This is a genomic window from Rhodococcus sp. NPDC056506 (assembly GCF_042794945.1).
In the GTDB taxonomy this organism is placed as follows: Bacteria; Actinomycetota; Actinomycetes; order Mycobacteriales; family Mycobacteriaceae; genus Rhodococcus_F.
In genome coordinates, this window is record NZ_JBHTSW010000046.1 from 1 (window position 1) to 19,898 (window position 19,898).

General features: G+C 58.3%; 16 protein-coding genes and 1 pseudogene. 10 read left to right on the top strand and 7 right to left on the bottom strand.

Annotated features, from left to right (window positions below):
• Positions 1 to 54: 54 nt before the first annotated feature.
• The 3 genes and pseudogenes from ACFQ6H_RS25555 to ACFQ6H_RS25565 form a co-directional block, all read right to left on the bottom strand.
• Positions 55 to 294 (bottom strand): annotated as a pseudogene (locus ACFQ6H_RS25555) (4Fe-4S dicluster domain-containing protein); the annotation flags it as partial.
• Positions 291 to 1,880, bottom strand: coding sequence for an FAD-dependent oxidoreductase (locus ACFQ6H_RS25560; RefSeq protein WP_378649362.1), 1,590 nt, complete (start codon positions 1,878 to 1,880; stop codon positions 291 to 293). The pseudogene ACFQ6H_RS25555 and the gene ACFQ6H_RS25560, both read right to left, overlap by 4 nt.
• A gap of 124 nt (positions 1,881 to 2,004) precedes the next feature.
• The gene (locus ACFQ6H_RS25565) at positions 2,005 to 2,250 is read right to left on the bottom strand and encodes a hypothetical protein (RefSeq protein WP_020908376.1); all 246 of its coding nucleotides are present in this window, start codon (positions 2,248 to 2,250) and stop codon (positions 2,005 to 2,007) included.
• Positions 2,251 to 2,473: 223 nt separating this feature from the next.
• Between ACFQ6H_RS25565 and ACFQ6H_RS25570 the strand changes: the two genes are divergently transcribed.
• The gene (locus ACFQ6H_RS25570; protein WP_378549423.1) at positions 2,474 to 2,854 is read left to right on the top strand and encodes a helix-turn-helix domain-containing protein; all 381 of its coding nucleotides are present in this window, start codon (positions 2,474 to 2,476) and stop codon (positions 2,852 to 2,854) included.
• On the opposite strand, the gene ACFQ6H_RS25575 is transcribed toward ACFQ6H_RS25570, so the two are convergent.
• Both ACFQ6H_RS25575 and ACFQ6H_RS25580 read right to left on the bottom strand, forming a co-directional pair.
• On the bottom strand, positions 2,851 to 4,644 hold the full coding sequence (locus tag ACFQ6H_RS25575; protein ID WP_378649364.1) for an AMP-dependent synthetase/ligase: 1,794 nt from the start codon (positions 4,642 to 4,644) through the stop codon (positions 2,851 to 2,853). The two genes, ACFQ6H_RS25570 and ACFQ6H_RS25575, sit on opposite strands and share 4 nt — an antisense overlap.
• On the bottom strand, positions 4,641 to 5,084 hold the full coding sequence (locus tag ACFQ6H_RS25580; RefSeq protein ID WP_378649366.1) for a MarR family winged helix-turn-helix transcriptional regulator: 444 nt from the start codon (positions 5,082 to 5,084) through the stop codon (positions 4,641 to 4,643). Before ACFQ6H_RS25580 ends, ACFQ6H_RS25575 begins: the two co-directional genes overlap by 4 nt.
• Before the next feature lie 204 nt (positions 5,085 to 5,288).
• Between ACFQ6H_RS25580 and ACFQ6H_RS25585 the strand changes: the two genes are divergently transcribed.
• The 9 genes from ACFQ6H_RS25585 (at position 5,289) to ACFQ6H_RS25625 (ending at position 18,135) form a co-directional block, all read left to right on the top strand.
• Entirely contained in the window at positions 5,289 to 5,879 is a 591-nt protein-coding gene (locus ACFQ6H_RS25585; protein ID WP_378649368.1) for a hypothetical protein, read from the top strand.
• 222 nt (positions 5,880 to 6,101) lie between these two features.
• The gene (locus tag ACFQ6H_RS25590) at positions 6,102 to 7,982 is read left to right on the top strand and encodes a DNA/RNA helicase domain-containing protein (protein ID WP_378649370.1); all 1,881 of its coding nucleotides are present in this window, start codon (positions 6,102 to 6,104) and stop codon (positions 7,980 to 7,982) included.
• A gap of 385 nt (positions 7,983 to 8,367) precedes the next feature.
• Positions 8,368 to 8,934 carry an HNH endonuclease gene (locus ACFQ6H_RS25595; RefSeq protein WP_378649372.1) on the top strand — a complete coding sequence of 189 codons (567 nt, stop codon included), beginning with the start codon at positions 8,368 to 8,370 and terminating at the stop codon, positions 8,932 to 8,934.
• 381 nt (positions 8,935 to 9,315) lie between these two features.
• Positions 9,316 to 11,928 carry a Z1 domain-containing protein gene (locus ACFQ6H_RS25600; RefSeq protein WP_378649374.1) on the top strand — a complete coding sequence of 871 codons (2,613 nt, stop codon included), beginning with the start codon at positions 9,316 to 9,318 and terminating at the stop codon, positions 11,926 to 11,928.
• A complete protein-coding gene (locus ACFQ6H_RS25605) occupies positions 11,921 to 12,937 on the top strand; it encodes a PD-(D/E)XK motif protein (protein WP_378649376.1) in 1,017 nt (338 codons plus the stop codon). The genes ACFQ6H_RS25600 and ACFQ6H_RS25605 overlap by 8 nt, the downstream gene beginning before the upstream one ends.
• 2 nt (positions 12,938 to 12,939) lie before the next feature.
• Positions 12,940 to 14,760 carry a hypothetical protein gene (locus ACFQ6H_RS25610; protein WP_378649378.1) on the top strand — a complete coding sequence of 607 codons (1,821 nt, stop codon included), beginning with the start codon at positions 12,940 to 12,942 and terminating at the stop codon, positions 14,758 to 14,760.
• The gene (locus ACFQ6H_RS25615) at positions 14,753 to 15,637 is read left to right on the top strand and encodes a hypothetical protein (RefSeq protein WP_378649379.1); all 885 of its coding nucleotides are present in this window, start codon (positions 14,753 to 14,755) and stop codon (positions 15,635 to 15,637) included. Before ACFQ6H_RS25610 ends, ACFQ6H_RS25615 begins: the two co-directional genes overlap by 8 nt.
• A complete protein-coding gene (locus ACFQ6H_RS25620; protein WP_378649381.1) occupies positions 15,637 to 16,383 on the top strand; it encodes a hypothetical protein in 747 nt (248 codons plus the stop codon). The genes ACFQ6H_RS25615 and ACFQ6H_RS25620 overlap by 1 nt, the downstream gene beginning before the upstream one ends.
• Before the next feature lie 675 nt (positions 16,384 to 17,058).
• Positions 17,059 to 18,135: a DNA cytosine methyltransferase gene (locus ACFQ6H_RS25625; RefSeq protein WP_378649383.1), complete on the top strand. Its 1,077-nt coding sequence runs from the start codon at positions 17,059 to 17,061 to the stop codon at positions 18,133 to 18,135.
• Between the two features lie 398 nt (positions 18,136 to 18,533).
• Here ACFQ6H_RS25625 and ACFQ6H_RS25630 read toward each other — a convergent pair whose 3' ends face one another.
• Positions 18,534 to 19,025, bottom strand: coding sequence for a hypothetical protein (locus ACFQ6H_RS25630; protein WP_378649385.1), 492 nt, complete (start codon positions 19,023 to 19,025; stop codon positions 18,534 to 18,536).
• Positions 19,022 to 19,876 carry a ParA family protein gene (locus ACFQ6H_RS25635; protein WP_003940667.1) on the bottom strand — a complete coding sequence of 285 codons (855 nt, stop codon included), beginning with the start codon at positions 19,874 to 19,876 and terminating at the stop codon, positions 19,022 to 19,024. The genes ACFQ6H_RS25630 and ACFQ6H_RS25635 overlap by 4 nt, the downstream gene beginning before the upstream one ends.
• Positions 19,877 to 19,898 lie beyond the last annotated feature (22 nt).

Below are 19,898 nucleotides of genomic sequence, written 5' to 3' on the forward strand. Positions count from 1 at the left end.
CGTCATCCTCTTTCGTTAGTTGTCTCGTGGGCTGGGTTATGTTTATACGACCCCGCGGTCGCGGCCGATGTGATCGTCCTCTATAACATCGGCCGTTTCCAGCGGTGTGGATTGAGGATGCACGTATAACGCATCCGTCGGGCAATAGGCCTCGCACATGAAGCAGGTCTGGCAATCCGATTGGCGCGCAATCACTGGGACGCCCGACGGCCTCCGGTCGAAAACATCTGTAGGACATACATCTACGCACTTGTCACAGCCGATGCATGCCGGCGCTGACACCAGCTCGATCATGACGCCACCAGTGCAGATCCGACAGTTTCGGAAGTCCGGGTCCACACCGAATCCAAACCACCGGTGAGAACATGATGGTGCTGCGTCACATCGAGTTCGGGATAATCGTCCCGCTTGCTCATTCCCCGAGTCTCGGTCCGCGCCAACGTCGAGTGGTACATCCAGCGACCGACGGCCGTGATCGCGGCAGCCTGCCGCGCCGCCATCCGACCTGCTGGGTCCGCGCCCAGATCCGCACTCACTGCACCCCAGAGCGATTCGAGCTCACCAAGCGCTGCGGATACTCGATCACCGCTGCGGAGGTAGTTCTTGTCGAAGGGAATCAGCTGCGCCTGAGCAGCTTTCACCACATCGTCGGCAGCAAACCCGGTTCGTACCGGATTACGCAATCCGACGGTTCCGGCTCCGCGTAAACCACTGGTAGCCCCGCGTCCGACCGACAGCGCATAGCGCGCGGCGCCGGTGCCCGCCCACGAACCAGAAGACATAGCCCACGCGGCGTTGTGACTTCCCCCGCCGGTAAAACCTCCGCAGATTCGCTCTCGGGTCGCAGCGTCCCCGGCGGCAAACAGTCCTGGAACGGATGACGCGCAATCGTCATCGACGACATTGATTCCCCCAGTGCCGCGCACCGTGCCTTCAGCGAGCATGCTGACCTCGAATTTGTCGGTGAACGGATCAATTCCGCGGCGATCGAATTGCAGGAAGAAGTTGGGTTGCCCCAGTCTCATCCGACGCTGCACCTCGGCGTCGGCCCGATCGATCTGCGCGAAGACGGGCTCGTTCCGCAACGTGCTGGCGATGACGGACCTCCCCTTCGCCGAACCGGCTCCTTCGAGCACTCTTCCGTCAGCGTGGAAGAACGTCGCGTACGCGTAGTACGCCGTCTTGGTGATCGTCGATCCGGCCGCTGCGATTCCGTACGCGTTCGAGAACTCCATGCCGGAGAACTCGGCCCCGACTTCCGCTGCCATCAATGCACCGTCGCCGGTATCGACGTTGGTACCCAACGCACCGGAGAGAAACGCACAACCTCCGCTGGCGACCACTACCGCGCCTGCCGAGACGCGGTAGTCCTGGTGTTCGTGGCGTTGGTAGCCCGCAGCTCCGCGAACTCGTCCTTCGCCGTCCACCAACAGCTCCAACGCCGGCGAATGATCGAGGATCCGCACACCGGCTCGACGAATCCAGGTGCGCATCCGCCGCATGTACTCCGGCCCCTGCAAGCCGGTGCGTATCTGCTTGCCCGTGCTGGTGTCGACGGGGAAGGGATATCTGCCCTCCACCGCGAGGAGATCCATGTTCGAGTAGGTCTGCGCGAGCACGCGGTCCATCCAGTGGTGGTCGGCAAGATATCCGCCGAGCGCCTCGCGTCCGGCCTTTGCCCGCTCACGTGCAGTCGTATCCGGTTCGACGTACCAAACACCCGTTCCGGAGGGGGCCGTTGCGCCGCTCGTTCCGCAGTAGCCCTTGTCGACCAGGACGACGTCTGCACCGGCCTTGGCCGCGCGCAACGCTGCCCACGCGCCGGCGGGGCCACCACCGATCACCAATACATCGGTGGAGAGTTCGAGGACGTCCATCACTGGCCAGCTCCTGTCAGAGGTCTACGCAACACTGCTGTTGCCGCAATATTCCTCGAACGAACTACCCAGCGCCACAGTCAGAATCACTGTGAACTCAACCGGTCACCATCGCATCGACAGAGCGCTACGACGCTTCCCGCTCCTCATCGGTGCACAACGCGGAATACTTGGCGAAGGCTTCCTGCAAGGTCAGCGATTTACGTCGCTCGGCGATGTCGCGGGGCTTTCCCTGCGCAACACATCGACGCGCATGCTCGATCACAGCTTCACGAATGACGCTCGAAATGTCCGCGCCCGTGAGCTCTTGGAGGGTCTCTAGGGCCCTCAGTTCCTCTACGTCGAATCTCACCGTTACCGATCGTCTAGCCACGCTCAGGATGTTACTTGCGGGTACACCAAAATTGGTGAGCTAAATATGCGTCGAGTCGAATATCTTTGGGCGCCAAAACCTTCGAATTCCGATCTACGTGGGTAAATCGTTTTCCACCCACGGCACTCATGTAATGCAACGCACACGGCGCAATCCAGCGTGCCGACGGACACTGTCGCTGTCTATGCTTGCGAAACACTGCCTTCGATCGGAGATACACCGCGTGAGCATCGACCACATCGTTTCCGCAGTCGACGGCGACGCTGCCGAGCGAATCAAGACAGCTCTGGCCCAGAGAGCCGCAACCTCGACAGACACGACCACGCTGGTGTTCGACGGCGTGAGCATCGAGATTCCTCCGTCGGTCGGCGACGCCGTCGTCCAACTCCTGACCTACCTCGCTGCCGGGGACAGCGTCGCCCTCGGGCCCGTCGCAGAGCTCCTCACCACCTCGCAGGCAGCAGAGATCCTCGGCGTTTCGGACACGTATGTACGCAAACTCGCCGACGCCGGGAAACTCCCTATCGAACTACGCGGCACCCACCGCAGGTTCCGCCTCGATGACGTGATGACCTACCGCGAGCAGTTCCCCAAACGCACCTAGCTCTTCGCGTACATTCCTTCGATCTCCTTCGAGAACCGATCGACGACGACATTGCGCTTGATCTTGAGCGTCGCCGTCATCTCACCGTCTTCCTCGGTCAGATCGCGATCGAGAATGACGAACTTCTTGATCGACTCCGCATGTGAGACAGCGGCATTGGCGTCGTCGACAGCCTTCTGCAGCTCCGCTCGAAGGTCCTTGTCATCACGCAGTGCGGCGACGGTGGCGCCGGAAGGCTTGCCGTTCTCCGACTTCCACTTCTGGAACACCTCGGGGTCGACGGTCAGCAGTGCCGTGATGTAGGTCTTCCCGTCGCCGACGACAACTGCCTGCGAGACGATGGAATGCGAACGGATACGGTCTTCCATCGGGCCGGGCGAGACGTTCTTGCCGCCCGCCGTCACCAGAAGATCCTTCTTGCGTCCGGTGATGGAAAGGTAACCGTCGCTGTCGAGTTCACCGAGATCCCCGGTGCGCATCCAGCCGTTGACGAATGTCTCTTCGGTGGCCTTGTCGTTCTTCCAGTAACCCTTGAAGACAACCCCACCGTTGAGTTCGATCTCGCCGTCCTCGGCGATGCGTACCCCGTTGCCGCCCATCGGCTGTCCGACGGTTCCGATCTTCTGAGCACCTGGGACGTTGACGCAGTGCGCCGCAGTGGTTTCGGTGAGACCGTAGCCCTCGTAGATCGGAACTCCGAGCCCACGGAAGAAGTGCCCCAGTTCAGGAGTGAGGGCGCCGCCGCCGGAGATCGCGAACCAGCACTCGCCGCCGAGAGCCGCACGAAGCTTCGAATACACGAGCTTGTCTGCCACTGCGTGCTTCGCCTTCAAGATCAGCGAGGGACCGCCCTTGTCGAGAGCTTGGCTGTACTCCTTGGCGGTAGCTTCTGCGAAAGCGAAGATCGCGCCGGGGATCTTCCCACCGGACTCCGCCTTGCGTGCTGCGCCGTCACGAACCTTTTCGAAGACACGCGGAACACCGAGGATGGTGTTGGGCTTGTAGCGCTCGAATTGGGTTGTAATGGTGGCGAAGTCGGACCAGTGGGCCTGCGACGCACCAGCTTCGAACGTCGCGAGAGACACCGCGCGGGCCAGTACGTGCGCAAGCGGCAGAAAGGTCAGGACTCGGTTTCCCGGAACCGCCACCTCGCCGATCGATGCAGTGAGAATCCCGCGCACCTCGGACAGGAAGTTGCGGTGCGTCAGGATGCATCCCTTGGGACGGCCTGTCGTGCCAGAGGTGTAGACGAGCGACGCCAGATCGTCGGCCTTGATGCCCGCGAGCCGTTTCTTCAGCTCGGTGTCGTCAACGTCGGCACCCTGTGCGGTCAGCTTCTCCACAGCGCCGTCATCGATCTGCATGACTGCTTTGAGAGTGCTTGGCGCGTCCTGGAACAGCTGCTCGTGCGCGCCGGTTTCGACGATTGCGATGACGGCCTCGGAGTCTTCGAGGATCCAGCTGACCTGCCCCTGAGACGACGAATCGTAGATCGGAACGGTAGCCGCGCCGGCAGCCCAGATGGCGAAGTCGAAGAGCGTCCACTCGTATCGGGTCGCGGAGAGGAGTGCGACGCGGTCGCCTGCCTGCACCCCGGCTGCAATGAGACCGTTTGCGACGCCGGTGACCTGCTCGGCGAACTCCTTGGCTGTGACGTCCACCCAACCCTCTCCCTTGGGGCGGGAGAACACCGTCAGATCTGGCGTGCGCTCGGCGTGAGTGAAGACGGTGTGCACCACAGACTCATTGTCGGAGATGGTGAACTGGGCTTTGGCGCTGTACTCACTCACAGGGTGTCATCTCCGTTGGTCTGCGATTCGATGCTGATTCTGAAGCGGTGGAGTGCGCGGGCGAAGTCTGCGACCTCGGACTCGGTCCAATCGTGCAGCCTGCCGGCGACTTGGTCGAGCCGACGCGCGTCGGCGACGTCGAGGTATTTGCGGCCAGCCTCCGTGAGGTGCAATGGATTGCCCTGACGAACGGATCCCGGATCGGCATACACCCAGCCTGCCTCGATGCAGCCGCGAACTTGGCGCGAGATGGTCGAGCGGTTGACGCCGAAGACTTCTGAGATCTCCGTGGCCTTGCAGCCGTCGTTGCGGCCGATGAAGGAGAGGAAGGAATGCTGCGCGATCGACGGGTGGTCATCGGAATGCCGATCCCCCGTCATCAGCTGCCGCGTCAGGTGCACCAGCTCGTCATGAACGGCTGGTGGACCGGTGAGCGCCATTGCTCCGTCTTGTTGCACTGGGCAACTATAACGCCGACCCCTGTGTCCGACGCAATATGACCGCCGCCACCCTGGCGGCCGAAGGGGGTAAGGCCCGATCACCGGGGCGGATGAGCCTCACGGCCCCGACTATCCTGGTCACGACAACAACCGCAGTAAACAGTGTCCGCCCGTATGCGGTCCGGACACAGGAGACGAGGATCCATGAGCGAGCAAGACACCGCCGATCAGCCGCTTCACATCGACGGCAAGCTTGCCCTGGTGACGGACGAGCGCGAGGAATTGGTTCGCCTGTGCGTCCAGGCCCTCGCCGAGCTACTGGGCAGTGTGCCTGCCACCGACGATGACGGCGACATTGTCGTGCCGGTTCACGGATTTGTCGTGTACGTGACCGTCGCGGATGACGGCCCTCAGATCAACGTCTGGTCCTCGGTCCTCACGGGTCTCGGGAATCCCGCCCATGCTGCAACTCGACTGATCGAACTCGCGAAGGAATGGCCGCGCCTGCGTTTCGCCTTCAGCGGCGACCACCTACTGGTCTCCACGATGCTCGACGCGGATCCGTTCGCCCCCCAGCATCTACTCAACCTCATCGATGAAGTCCACGACTTCACTCACGAACTCGACGACGATTTTGCTGAATCCTTCGGCGGGTCCCTCGACTGTGACGCGGATGACGAAAGCTACGCTGGCGACTGCAATCCCGGCAGTTGCGGCGGGGACTGTGACTGCGCGTGCGGCGATGATGCAGACGCCGCCGATGGCGATCTTGGAATTATTGCGCTCAACTCCTAGGAGTTAGCACACCGAGCTGACTGCAGGTTCGGATGCGGAATGGCCGACCTCTAAGCAGAGTTGCCAGTTGCCAGTTGCCTGCACGACGAGAACCGCTAGTAGTCCAAGGCCGCGCTTCCGCTAATGTACTGAGCGCGGCCCGACGGACTTCCGCTGTGATTCGCAGCCACGGACATGCCCCCACCCGCACGACTCGATTCGTGCTGCCTGGGGGATCTCACTGTGACCTTGCTTCGAACTTCTGCCAACAGGATTGGCGCGATGGCGCATCCTGATTCTTTGGTAGAACAGCTGTTGGAACAAATGCTGTTCCGCACCGGCCGACGCGCCAGTGAATCGGAGCAGAAGTCGTGGAGCCGAAGCCTTCCCGTTCTCGCCAACGATTTGATCGAAGCCGGTCTCGGCGGTGTCGAGATGCTGGTCGAGTATCACCTTCCACTCACATCTCAGCGTACTGACGTGATTCTTGCCGGGATGCATCCGATCACAGGCCGACCGTCGTACGTCGTCGTCGAACTCAAGCAGTGGTCTGCTGCTCAGCGATTTGAAGGTAGCGCGGACCTTGTCGTGGTACCAGGCATGCCTGGTGGCCCCAAGCAACACCCGGTCGCACAGGTCAAGGGCTACTGCGAGTATCTGTCAGACTTCGCGAAGGCTCTTGCCGATCAGCCCGATGCTGTCGCGGGCATGGCCTACCTCCACAACGCCACGGATCCTGCAGCCGTCGCAGAACTACGGTCGTATCCCGTCTCCCTCAGCGGTCGGTTGTTCACCGGAGCTGACCGCGGCGATATGCAAGCCTTCCTCAAATCTCGACTCTCCCCTGAGTCTTCGGGACACACTGCCGGTGATACTTTGATCCGCTCCGCAGTGGCACCATCTCAACAATTGCTCAAGGTAGCTGCCGCTGAGGTTCGCGATCGCCCGCAGTTCCACCTCCTGGGCGAGCAGCAACTCGCTGTCGACCTAGTACTCCACGCGGTGGATCAAGCTCACCAACTCGATCACAAACGAGTCATCATCGTCACCGGTGGGCCTGGCAGTGGCAAAAGTGTCGTCGCGCTGTCCCTGGTCGGTGAACTCGCACGGCGTGGTCGAACGGTTTTGCACGCCACAGGTTCCCGATCGTTCACTCAAACACTGCGCAAGGTGGCAGGCGCCCGAGCCCCACGCGTACAGAAGATGTTCAAGTACTTCAACCAGTTCATGACTGCTGATCGCAATGGTCTCGACGTACTTGTTCTCGACGAGGCTCACCGCATCCGCGAGACCTCAGTCGACCGCTACACCAAAGCCGAGCTTCGAACAGAGCGTCCCCAGCTCGACGAGCTGATGGCAGCGGCCCGCGTCCCCGTTTTCCTGCTCGACGAGTTCCAGGTGGTGCGCCCCGGCGAGATGGGGTCGTTGGAGCAGATCGAGCGCCACGCAAAGTCACTCGGGCTGGAAGCGCAGCACGTTCACCTCGGCGAGCAATTCCGTTGCGGTGGTAGCGAAGAGTACGTTCTCTGGGTCAAACAGCTTCTCGGGCTGGCAGAAGGAGGGCCAGTGGCCTGGGCTGGCGATCCGCAGTTCTCAGTTCGTATCGCCGACACTCCCGAGGAAATGGAGCATCTGCTGTCACAACAGATCGAGCGCGGATACTCGGCTCGCATGACGGCAGGGTATTGCTGGCCGTGGAGCAACGCCGAGAAAGATGGCACTCTCGTGCCGGATGTAGAGATCGGCAACTGGTCCCGCCCCTGGAATAGCAAGAGTGACAGGAGAATCGGAGACGCACCACCGGCCCCGCTTTGGGCTACTGAAGACGGCGGCTTCGGCCAGGTTGGATGCGTCTACACCGCGCAGGGGTTCGAATACGACTGGAACGGTGTCATTTTTGGACCTGACATTGTCTGGCGCAACGGCGCATTCACCACGGTGCGCACCGTGAACCGCGACCCGGATCTCAAAAACACGAAGAAGATCGGTGACGTCCGGTTCAACCGTTTGATCCGCAACATCTACAAAGTTCTGCTCACCCGAGGCATGGTTGGAACTGTCATCTACTCGACAGACGAAGAGACTCGAAAAGCTCTTCGTTCGTTGGTGAGCGAACACCTCTGACCTTTCGTTCGGAACACACTTCTAACAGAAACGAGCTCGGCCCGACAGGCTTCCGCCACAGGACATGCCTCCACCTGGTGCGATACCGGATAGGCGCATGCGTAATGGCAAGTTGGGTATTGGTTATTTCGAAGGACTATCCCGATCACTGGGACTTCGCAAAGACAGACGGATTTTGGGACACACGTCCGCGGACCAAGATCGAACCTCGCGACAATATCTTCTTTGGATAGCCGGAGGCACCTTCATTGGTTGGGCGACCTTCGCGTTGAACTCAACGCACGCGCCAGCCCACTGGCACGATATCGACAGCGGAGAGTACAGATTCCGCTTTGAACTCCAAGCTAGGAGCTCAAAGCTACTGAAAAATGTGTCATGGAAAGAAATGGCAACAGCTACTGGAACAACAGTTCCGGCGAGCAACGGTCGCATAGAAGTCAAGAGCGTTGAAGGCGAACACTATCTACAATCGTTGTTAGAGACCGACGTTCGGATCGATGTCACTCACCCTACAAGCGGCACTGCATATGAGCCCGGTGAAGACTTACGCGCACGATCAAAGCGGACGATTAACATCCGTCGCGGGCAAGGAAAGTTTCGAGACTCCCGGATCGACAGTTATCATGCAAAGTGCGCAGTTACCGGATCTCCGGCACTTGCGGTTCTCGAAGCAGCTCACATCAACCGCTATTTCGGCGACCATTCGCATCACGCAACCAATGGACTACTACTGCGTGCCGATACTCTCACACTGTTCAACCTCCTGCGCATCACTGTCGACGAGAGTCGACTCCTCCGCGTCGACCCGAAGCTAACGGGCACAGACTACGAGCCCTTGGATGGCACGCCTCTACGATTGCCCGCCAACCGAGCTCACCATCCCAATGTGGATGCCCTACGCCGTCATCGCGAAAGCTGCACCTGGATGTCTAAATCATCAGCCACGGCATAGACTCAATTCGCAACGTACGCTCGCGTGCGGCGTCCGTGCAAGGAAAGCGACCTTCAGACGTTCCACATTCGCAGGACCATCAACATACAGCTTCGTCACGACGAGCAGACTTCGCGTGAGGTGGCGGTCAGCCCGAATGCGATTGTTCCGACGTGCGCCACGGAGAGATCGGTCCACGGCGTCAACGAACGGTTGCGGGCGGCGGGACGTAGGCTTGCTCGGCTGGTTGGTTCTCCCTTTTCTGAGATTCTCTCAACTGACGAAAGTCGGACTATCCCAGGCTGGAGAATCCTTGTTTGTTGACAGCAGTAGTATGCGGCAAGCCACTCGGAACGTCCTAGGTTTGGCCTTCGCACCGTCGAGAACACGATTTGGAGAACGATGAACGAGGATAAGGCGTACGAGCTTTTCTTCAGTATTGCGACAAAGGCCGGCGTCGAAGCAGCCAAACAGCAATGGGTGGCAACCGGAATGATGTCGGAGGGCGTTGCGGAGCGGTTGAGGCTTCGCTACCTCACAAACGTAGACGCCACCAAATCTGGTTTCGGTCAAGCAATCGTCAATGTCGACACTTGGCCGTATCCGGGGCCCGGGGCCAACGACGTGCACTGGCATGGGCTCGTAGAGGAACTCACATTGATCGGTCGCGAGCGCCAGATCCCAGAGTTAGACCAGGTGACAAGCGAGATTGTGGCGCTCACTCCGGATCCTTCAAAGTCAACAGAGTCCCGACGAGGACTTGTCGTCGGCTATGTCCAGAGCGGAAAAACGACGAACTTCACCGCGGTCATCGCCAAGGTTGCTGACCTCGGCTACAACCTCGTCATCGTCCTCTCCGGCATCCACAATTCCCTACGTGCGCAAACGCAAGTGCGACTGAATCAACAACTTGTGGCGAAAAATCAAGATAAGTGGTTCAACATCACAAGCACGACACAAGATTTCCCGTTCCGCCCCAACTCGAAATCGGGTAGCGGACATCTCTCACATGGATTCGCCGCCTACGTGACGTCGGCTGGCAAAACATCACTGATCGTTGCTAAGAAGAACGCAACGGTGCTGAGAAGACTTGCAGACTGGCTCGGCCAGAAGGGCGTGGATAAGCACCTAAAGAACGCTCGAGTTCTTGTAATTGACGACGAGGCAGATCAGGCTTCGATCGAGACCAGGGCAATAAACCCGCTAATTAGGGAAATACTCGGTTTGACCCCAGGCGCAGTATACATCGGCTACACAGCGACGCCCTTCGCCAATGTGTTTATCGATCCGTCGGACTCGGATGATCTGTATCCGCGAGATTTCATGTTGAATCTTCCACAACCCAAGGGATATTTCGGCCCTGAGATGCTCTTCGGTCGGACTGATCCTTCGCCCGATGAACCCAACATTGACGGATACGACATGATCCGAAGCATTCCTGCGCAGGACGCTGGTCTCCTGCGCCCGATGGGTAAAAAGGCGGAAAGCGGATTCTCGCCCACGATCACTAACGAGCTTCGTGACGCCTTGCGTTGGTTCCTTCTGGCTACTGCGGCGAGGTTCACCCGTACAGGACCGGATCACAGCTCGATGCTCATCCACACATCATTCAAGACTTTAGTGCACGAATCCTTCAAAGAACCGTTGCAACTATTCGTAGACGAACATCGAGTTGCTGTCGAAAACCGGGACTTGCAAGTTCTCGATGAGCTTCGGACTCTGTGGAAGGATGAGACCTCCAAGGTAGATCCCTCCGTCTGGAATCGCGAGACGGAGCCGTTCGACCAATTAGTCAAGGATCTGGGAATCGTACTTTCGCGCTGCAAGGTCATTATCGATAACTCGACCAGTTCCGATCGACTCGACTACACCGGCGACGAACCTGTCGTCGCCATCGCAGTTGGGGGAAATACCCTGTCACGCGGACTGACGCTTGAAGGCCTCGTCTCCTCGGTATTTATCCGCCCTAGCAACACTTACGACACACTGATGCAGATGGGACGCTGGTTCGGATTCCGAAACGGGTACGAAGACCTTCCGCGGATCTGGATGACGGATGAACTCCGCAGCGCCTTTCGCCATCTATCACTGGTAGAGCACGAAATGCGACAGGACATCGACGTATACAAATTGCAGAATAAGACACCGATGGAGGTCGCTGTCAGGATCAGAACTCATCCCAGCCTTCGAATCACTGCGAAAATGGGTGCGGCCGCTCCAGCAAAAACAAGCTACAGCGGCGCGCGACTACAGACTCGCTACTTCCGCGAGAATGACCCGGATTGGTTGACCCAAAACCTGGATGCAGCCGAGCGATTGCTCCAGTCCGTCGCCGCGCGATCAGTTCGCGAAAATTCGAGTCAGGGCGACCACACCGTCTACCGCAATGTTCACGTGTCGCTCATCCTGGAATTCCTCGACAGTTATCAAGTGCACTCGAATTCCACCGACATGGACGTAAAGATGCTGACAAGATACATCGAGAAGGCAATCCAGAAGGATGATCCTGAATTACTTCAATGGAATGTTGCGGTCATGACTGGCGACGGTGAGGAGAGAGAGTTCGCAGGGGAAACGATCAAGCACGTGATCCGTTCTCGACTAATCCACAACCATCAAGAAAATCGCTCCGATATCAAGACCCTAATGAGCAAGCAAGACATCGTCGTAGACATCAAGGGAATGAACTCGGCTGATGCAAAAAATCTCAAAGAAGTACAACTAAAAGTCCGACGGTCCAACGACCATCAGACGAAAGGGGTGCCGCTTCTCCTGCTCTATCCAATCGACAAGGCAAGCAGCCCAGTGCGTACGGGTAAGAACAACCCAGAGAATGGTCGTGCAGATCTTGCTGCTGTCATCACACCTGTGGGTCTGGCCATCGTGTTCCCCATTACCGATGACACCTCCGGGAACACAGTCCGGACCACGCACATGGCAATAGAGTTACCGCCGCACAGCGAGATTATCGAAACCCACGAATATGTCTTCGGGGAGGAGCTCGCAGATGAGTAATGCAGGAATCGTTCGGGAGATCAGTGACGGCTGGCTACACCTGGATCGTCTCCCCTTGAACGAAAACGAAAGGGTCGACGGGTGGTGTGTCTTTCAACTGTCCCACATGATTGAAAATCGCCATCCACTGGTCTGTGTGGATCCAGAAGGAACTAAACATCTGCTCATACCCATCAATCGCGGAAACCGTCCGGAATCAAACCAGCGGAGCCCACTCACCGTTTCGTACGCCCGCTACAGGTTCGGTGCCGAGTCCAGTGGGGACTACCTGGACATTCATTGCCGGCTCCCAGAATTGGACTCTCAGTTCCAACAGGTAGTCGTCGACGTCGTCGAGAGCGTCCTCGACGCACCCGAACCAGTTCGAGCCGTCGCCCTGGTCGTAGCACGATGGCGCAAACTACTCGGAACTCTACTTACTTCCGGCGTGTTGCCCTACCAGCAGCGGATTTCGCTGTTCGCTGAACTCTCCATATATGAAATCTTCCTTGACGTGACGGACGTCCCGATAACCCCGGCGATGTGGGTAGGCCCAGATCGTGCTCCGCACGATTTCGAGTTCAAAATGAATTCGGTTGAAGTAAAGGCAATAGGCGCGGATTCCGTTGATATCACCATCCACGGGTTCGACCAGCTCGCCCGGAAAAATGGTAAGAACTTGTGGCTGGCCATCCTTCAGGTCGATGAAAGTGCAAACGGCCGGTCCCTTCCAGATTTAGCCCAAAGCATTCTGGATCGAACCCCTCCGCATGATCGTGGCGAGCTGGAAACTCGACTCAGACGTGCGGGAATTCAATTCTCCTCCGCCCCCGCCGATTCACCCATGTTCAGCGTGACCCGCGCCTTCCATGTGCCCGTAGACAACGAAATCCCACGAATCACACCCGAACAGCTAGTTAGTGGAAAACCTATTGGCATCAATCGTCTCGAATACACCATCGCGCTGAGCATCCTAAAATCTCATCCAGATAGCAGAGACGGATTTCCTCGACTGGCGTCAGGAGAGTAAGTGTGAAAAGTGTGCCACAGTGGTGGTCCCAACCATTTTCGGCGGAGGGAAACCAAACAGCAACTGGCATCCTGAACCAGTTAGGACGCTCGGGTCTGGATTCATTTCAAATCCTTGTCCGTGAAGCAGTGCAGAACAGTTGGGACGCCCGCCGAGGGAGCAAGATATCGGTCCGAATCGAACTTCAACGACTCGGTGATCGAGCCAGTGCGTGGAACGAAAAATTCTTCCCTGAGCCTCCGGGCCTCAGGGGAGAGGAGCTTGCAGCAGCCTTCACTATTGATACCTGGATTCTTGTGATCTCCGACCGCGGCACGTTGGGCCTTGGAGGGCCGATACGCGCAGATGAGCCCACTCCTCCAGGAGATCTGGCTAACTTTGTCCAGTTCATGCGGAACGTCGGCGAGCCTCGCGATCGCGACTTGGGAGGTGGGACATACGGATTCGGGAAGGGAATCCTATACTCCTGCAGTAAACGGTCGACGATCCTTGTCGATACTGCCACCGGTGAGCAAGGGAAAAAAGGGCGACGGCTGATGGGCGCCGCCCTCGGATCGAAGTTCGAGAACGAATCGCGGCGACCCTTCACCGGACGTCACTGGTGGGGCAACGTGAGCGACAATATCCCAGATCCGCTTCTTGGAACTGACGCTGCCGAAATGGCGCGGATACTCGGTTTGCCTGGTTTCGCCGACGGAGAGACAGGCACGGATGTCGTGATCGTCGAGCCAGAGTTCGACGTCGAAGGGATTTATGGGGATCCTGCTTTGTTAGGGAAAAAGTTGGTGACTGCAGTTCTCTGGAATCTGTGGCCAAAACTCGGGTCTTCAAGACGACCTCCTTCGATTGACTTTAAGATTGTGGTGGATGGATCACAAATCCCGATCCCGCTCGTGGACGAATCCCCAGTTCTCTGCGATTTTTCGAGGGCCCTTGACGTTATCCACGCGCAGGACGATGTCCCACACACTCGAAAGACACCGCCGAAGATTGCAGGGAACCTGGCACTGGAAACGACACCGAACGATCCGATGATTGGTCAACGATCGAGTGATCTGGCAAAGGCTGTCTGGGCGGCGCGACCAATCGACTCACCGTTCCGACACATTGCGCGTATGCGCGATGCAGAACTCATCGTCGACTATGTTCCCGGGGTCACGGGCGCCCACCCGGCCGTCGGATACGTCGGGGTTTATAAGGCGAGCGCCGAGGCCGATCACTACTTCGCGTCATCAGAACCGCCCACACATGACAATTGGGAAACGGGTGGGCTATCCAAAACCGCTCTAGGCGTCGTGCGGGGGCAGTCCACATTTATTCGCGAGCAGACCGAGAATTTCACCCGCACACTCTCTGGTGGCCAGTCGAAGGTCATAGAGGGTTTGGGTCGGCTCTCATCCGCACTCGGTTCCCTTGTCTCCGGGGCGCAAGGCACGGCCCCGTCACCTCAGGTTGGGGGCGGGTCGTCGTCCTCCCGAAAATCGGGGAGGCGGGCGAGGGTTGTCGGTCACACCAAGGTCGAATTCATGGATGATAGACCCATAGTCACGGCGACGGTGGAGGTGCCAGACCCGCGCCATTCACCAATGGTCGTCACGGCCTCAGCGCGAGTGATCCTCGGAAATGGAAGCTCGGAATCCGCGGGTCCTCTCAAGGCCCAGGTACCACACGTCCGTCGCTGGTACCGCGACGGCAAGCAAGTAGACGGCCCGGAGTTAGTCGCAGAGCGAGGGGATGCTGGCCTATGGACCGTTGAAGCTGACCACGTCCCAAACGCGGCGATCCGGATCATCGTGGTCACATCGGAGGATCGCGATGCATAGGCTAGACGCCAGCTATGTGCTACCACATGCCGACCACGTCAATTTCGGACACTGGCAAAACCTCGACGGAAATGAGGCCCCACTTGGTGATGAGTATCCGGACTGGGGCGGAGGTACCGACATACACCTCAGCCGGACCTTGCGGGTCGACGAGACCGCCATCCGGGCTGAGCTACGACTCACAGACGAAGTGCCGCTACGCATTACGACATCATGGATAGCCTCGACTTCAAAGATTCGCCGCTGCGTAGGCCACGCTGAAGTAGCTGGAGGAGTGGAGACTATTTCGGTAGTCCTGTCTGGCAACGAGCTTGGTGGGATAGTAACGCTAAGAACCACTTTGTCGATCGGGGCTAATCCCACGGCGCCAGCAGGTTTTCCCAGATTACCGGGCTCAGTCCTCGCCCTAGACGAGCATCGATTTATTCTTGAAGGTCAGTCATCCACGTTCCCCATCGGAGTAATTGATTTCCGAACAACCCCATTTGACGACAATGCATCGTGGCACCTCACTACATCGACCCAGTTAGAGGCGTCGTTTACCGGACGCTTCCGCCTCGAGATTAACGATCGTGACAAGGCTCTTGTGGGTGCCATCGAAGCGACGAAGCCGAACAACGCTCAGAAAGCGCTACTCGATGAGCTCATGTCGGGTGTCGGTGGGCTTCTTGTTGAGCTCGCAGGGTTGGCCGACGCAGAAGGCACTTTGAGTTCGGATATCTTCGACGAAGACTCGATCGGTGGAGTACTACAAGATCTGCTAAAGCGATCGGCCTTCGTAGATCCAGGCGCAGGCGATGGGCCTGATTCTCTGGCGCACAGACTGGCCGCCGTTCAGGGTGCAGTGCGTCGACTCGGATTCGGAAGGGCATTCTAATGATGGAATTGTGGCCACGACTTCCGCTCGGAACGGCGGATGCGATACTAAGATCCATTGAACAGGGCGGAGATACCACCCCTGAATTCGACCACGAAAAGTGTTACTACGCTCCACTTGGCAAGCGAACGACTGCGACCAGACGTGCGGCACTGAGAGACGAGATCTACCAGATTGCAAAAGAATTCGGCTTTCCCGGCGTCACTCACGTTTCGATGCTCGCAGAATATGATCTTCGTATAACTAGGATGCTTCACGATGCGATGCCAATGGCCTGGTCCGAGGCGGGAAGTCGAGAAGTCTGGTCTTTCGTCGCACTCGTGCTCCTCCCAGACGTGACCAAGTGGCGGTGGCAACATCGCCTCGACGTCATCAACGATGAGCGTTGGGTCTGTTCCGACATGACTCGCCATACCTGGGCACGATTATGGTGGCGCCACGTGCAAGTCGAGGGCGAATACGGAGTCCTTTCACGGATCGGCGAATCTGGACTAAACCAATTCTTCGAGCGCCGCGACACGATAGGAGCAAACCCTCCTTTGATCCGGGGCCTGGCGAAGCAACTTGATCCCCTCCTCGACGGCAAAGATGATCGGGACCTAATACGCGACGTTGCGCGGAGGATCCTTCGACAGATGGCATTCATAGACGAGGTCGCACTTACCAACATAGAACTCGACGAGTGGATAGCGGAAATAGTCTCCACATCTGTCAGCGCGCAACTGGCACAACCAACCCGGCGGTAGATCCAGTTGCGTCTGCACCGAAATCCACTCGTCTTCGGCATTTCACTCAGGGAGTCGGAAGGGCCGACCGTGGTCGCGGTCAAGGTCCGGGGGCCACGGCGTGAGGACCACGGCGGCACTAGCCTGGTGCCGGGGACTTCTCGTCCTGCAACATGTTTCCATTATTACTTGCCGTCTAAACCTAGCCCGAGAGCCGTCCAGTTGTCAGGGTTGGTCGTGACACTGCATGCGGTACCCCTGGTCGGTGACGGTGTTGATTCAAGTCCAAATCGGCCCAACTACGCTAGCCACCGACGGCAGTGTCGCCCTGTCATTCAGCGCTCAAGGATCTGGAACGCAGCTCGGCCGTGGCGAAAGCTTCGGAGTGCCAATCCTTTGTTATGAGCGCACGAAATGCCGTCACAGACCCGTCAGGATCTGCGTAGCCGAACCATCACTACTGGACATCGGCTGTGGGCAGACGGGGCTCACCGATGCCCCAGGGTCCGTTGGAAGTGCAGACAACATGGTCGCGCAATCGTCTGTGCAGCACGAGGAGGAAGACTGGGTGATTGCTACTCCGGATTCGTAAAAACCTGCCACGTCGTGATGACATTTGCCGCCGTGCCCCATCGATCGAATGATCATGGAACCAGCTTTTCCATCTTAGTCGGCACTACCGGGTACCCTTCACCTGTGCGCGCGAACCAATCGACGATCCAGGTACTCGACCTCTTCGCCGGTGCCGGCGGGCTGACGCAGGGCTTACACGAATCCAGTAAGAGATACCATATCGCGGGCGCGGTCGAAATGGATCCCGCCGCCGCTGAAACGTACAAACAGGTCTTCGGTCACGTCATGCATCAGGGTCGCATCGAGGATTGGCTCCAGACCCACACGGTTCCTGATGTCGATCTCGTTGTCGGCGGGCCACCCTGCCAAGGGTTTTCCGCACTTGGTCGTCAGGATGCGGACGATGCTAGAAATCAGATGTGGCGTCACTATGCCAAAACTGTGGCACTTGCAGGTCCGAAGTATTTCGTGCTCGAAAATGTCCCCCAGTTTCTGAAGTCACCTGAGTTCCAAATATTCTGCGAAACTACCGATGCCGGCGGCGAACTTGCAGACTATGTCTTGACACCCCACACACTAAACGCAGCAGATTACGGCGCGCCTCAAGCACGTAAACGCGTCGTGGTCATCGGACGGCATCGTGACATGGAAGATCCCGGTGAACCACAGAAAACTCACGCTGGCGCACACGTCACCGTCGGCGAGGCTCTCCGTGGGATCAAAACCCATGTGACTGAACAACTTCTGCCCGAGGGCCGGTTTGTACAAGTAGAAGGCGGTAAACTCCTACCAGGGGAGTTCAAAACCACTGAACTGCACCTGACGCGAAACTTTGAGCAACTGTCGTTGGACCGGTTCGCGAAAATCCCGATCGGTGGAAACAGATTCAATCTGCCCGACGAGCTAAAGGCGCCGTGTTGGCGAAAGCACACAACTGGTTCCGGCGACGTCATGGGTCGACTACGTTCTGACCGACCGTCAGTGACCATCCGCACGGAATTCTTCAAACCAGAGAAGGGTCGCTACCTCCATCCTACGGAGAACCGAGCTATCACCCACTTCGAAGCCGCACGGCTGCAAGGGTTTCCGGATGATTACAAGTGGGTTGGTTCGAAAACCGCAATCGCGAAGCAGATCGGAAATGCGGTGCCCATCAAGTTGGCGTCAGCAATCGGAACGCTCCTCGCACAACATCTTTAGTCTGAATGAAGAGAGACCTTCGAACAATCGCTTCGGTCGTGTAAATCTGGAAGGTGTACCTGCGGTCCGGCTGACAATTCCAGTGGGTTAACTCGCATTCTGCGCCACACGTACGACGCTCCATCAAGCCTTCATTCATCTCAGCGGCTATAGGTTTCGGTCAGCGCCATTTGCTTTCAAAGTCCCGAGGTCATGAACGAACGTCGTGGAAAGTTAGGGCGAGACTACCAAGGCCGACAACTAAGTTCTCCGAAGACTTCGACCCTATTTGGCTGCCTACCGCGGCCGCGATGACAACGCGCGGGTCCTAACAGGTGATGCCATGCGATCTGGCGTGAACCCTCTGCTGTCTGTCACCGCCGCACACGACTACGGGGGCGCACAGGGGCCGAAGGCCCCTACCTGAACGCACTCCCCTTCGAGGTCAATGCCTTCACCCGCTCGACGGTCCAGACCGCCAGCACATCGACCTTCCGTTTACGGCCGGTCTCCTTGTGCGTATCCATTTCCTGTTCCGCGATGATGTCCTTGATCCCGTCGGCATCGAGGGCTGAAAGACGCTCCAGCAGCGCCGCTTCCCCATCGGCTTTGAAGACCTCGAACGGATCGAAAGCACCGGGCTCCCGCTTCACCTTCGGAGCCGCAGCACGACGACGCGGCGCCGGCGCAGGAGCAGGTACTGCAGCGGCAGATCCATCCGACGGAACTGCGAAAGCGCTTTCGATTGCCTTCGCGAAGCGCGGGGTACGGGCAGCTTCCTCCGCGACGACCTGAACCAGCTTGGCCAGCAACACCGAGGCCGAGGCATTAGTTGCACCCAACTTCAAGAGCGCGGCACCGGTCTCCTGCACCTGCACGCGACGACGCGCCTCATCGATACCCGCACTCATAGCTTCGCCTGCGCTTCCGTGAGAATGTTCTGCGTAATTGCACGCATCTGATCGAACTGACCTGCATTGCCGTACTTCACCTTCAAAGTGCTGTACGGGTGAAACTCCGCCGACGCGGCAATCTGATTCGACTCCGCTAGATACTCCGGCAATACGTGTGGGACGTTGGGATCGCGTCGAAGATTTCGCACAGTCGTACGGTGCACCGCCGAGTTGGACTTGTACTTGGTGATCACGAGCCCGAGTTCGAATAGCTCCCGGCCGAGTTCCTTGCCGAACTTGGCGATGTGCGTCTGGATCTGCGGAATGCCATACGTGGAGAGCACATCCGGGATCGTGGGAATTACGTAGCCGTCAGCCATGGCCAATCCGTTGAGTGTGATCGGCCCGAGATTCGGCGGGCAATCGATCAGGACGTAGTCGTAGTACGGCATCACCGGTGCGACGGCGTCTCTCAACAATTCGACCGGCTTGGTGGAGTTCCGATCAGCCACCCGAAGGGCACTGATCTCCTCCTGCAACTCGATCAAATCGAGAGATGAAGGAAGCAGATCCACACCCGTCACTCGCTTGACCGGAGAAACTCCGCGCTGAATCGAGGCTTCAAGATCGAAGTTCGACGTGCCGTCGACGGCGTCGCGGAAAATGGTTGCGCTGGTCAGCCCTTGCTTGTTGAGTTCGAGCCAGTGATCCTCACTGATCATCATCGTCGTCAGATTGATCTGCGCATCGAGGTCGATCAGCAGCACGCGCTGACCGAATTCGAGCGACATGAACTCGGCCAACCCCGCGGTGATCGTCGTCTTGCCGACGCCTCCCTTGAGGTTGATGGTCGCAATCGTCTTAGCCATCAGAACCCACTCCTGTCTCCCA

Coding starts and splice junctions, on each gene's coding strand:
- ACFQ6H_RS25615 (WP_378649379.1), top strand. CDS start 14,753: ATGCATAGGCTAGACGCCAGCTATGTGCTACCACATGCCGACCACGTC.
- ACFQ6H_RS25580 (WP_378649366.1), bottom strand. CDS start 5,084: ATGGCGCTCACCGGTCCACCAGCCGTTCATGACGAGCTGGTGCACCTG.
- ACFQ6H_RS25585 (WP_378649368.1), top strand. CDS start 5,289: ATGAGCGAGCAAGACACCGCCGATCAGCCGCTTCACATCGACGGCAAG.
- ACFQ6H_RS25600 (WP_378649374.1), top strand. CDS start 9,316: ATGAACGAGGATAAGGCGTACGAGCTTTTCTTCAGTATTGCGACAAAG.
- ACFQ6H_RS25630 (WP_378649385.1), bottom strand. CDS start 19,025: ATGAGTGCGGGTATCGATGAGGCGCGTCGTCGCGTGCAGGTGCAGGAG.
- ACFQ6H_RS25605 (WP_378649376.1), top strand. CDS start 11,921: ATGAGTAATGCAGGAATCGTTCGGGAGATCAGTGACGGCTGGCTACAC.
- ACFQ6H_RS25595 (WP_378649372.1), top strand. CDS start 8,368: ATGGCAACAGCTACTGGAACAACAGTTCCGGCGAGCAACGGTCGCATA.
- ACFQ6H_RS25620 (WP_378649381.1), top strand. CDS start 15,637: ATGATGGAATTGTGGCCACGACTTCCGCTCGGAACGGCGGATGCGATA.
- ACFQ6H_RS25635 (WP_003940667.1), bottom strand. CDS start 19,876: ATGGCTAAGACGATTGCGACCATCAACCTCAAGGGAGGCGTCGGCAAG.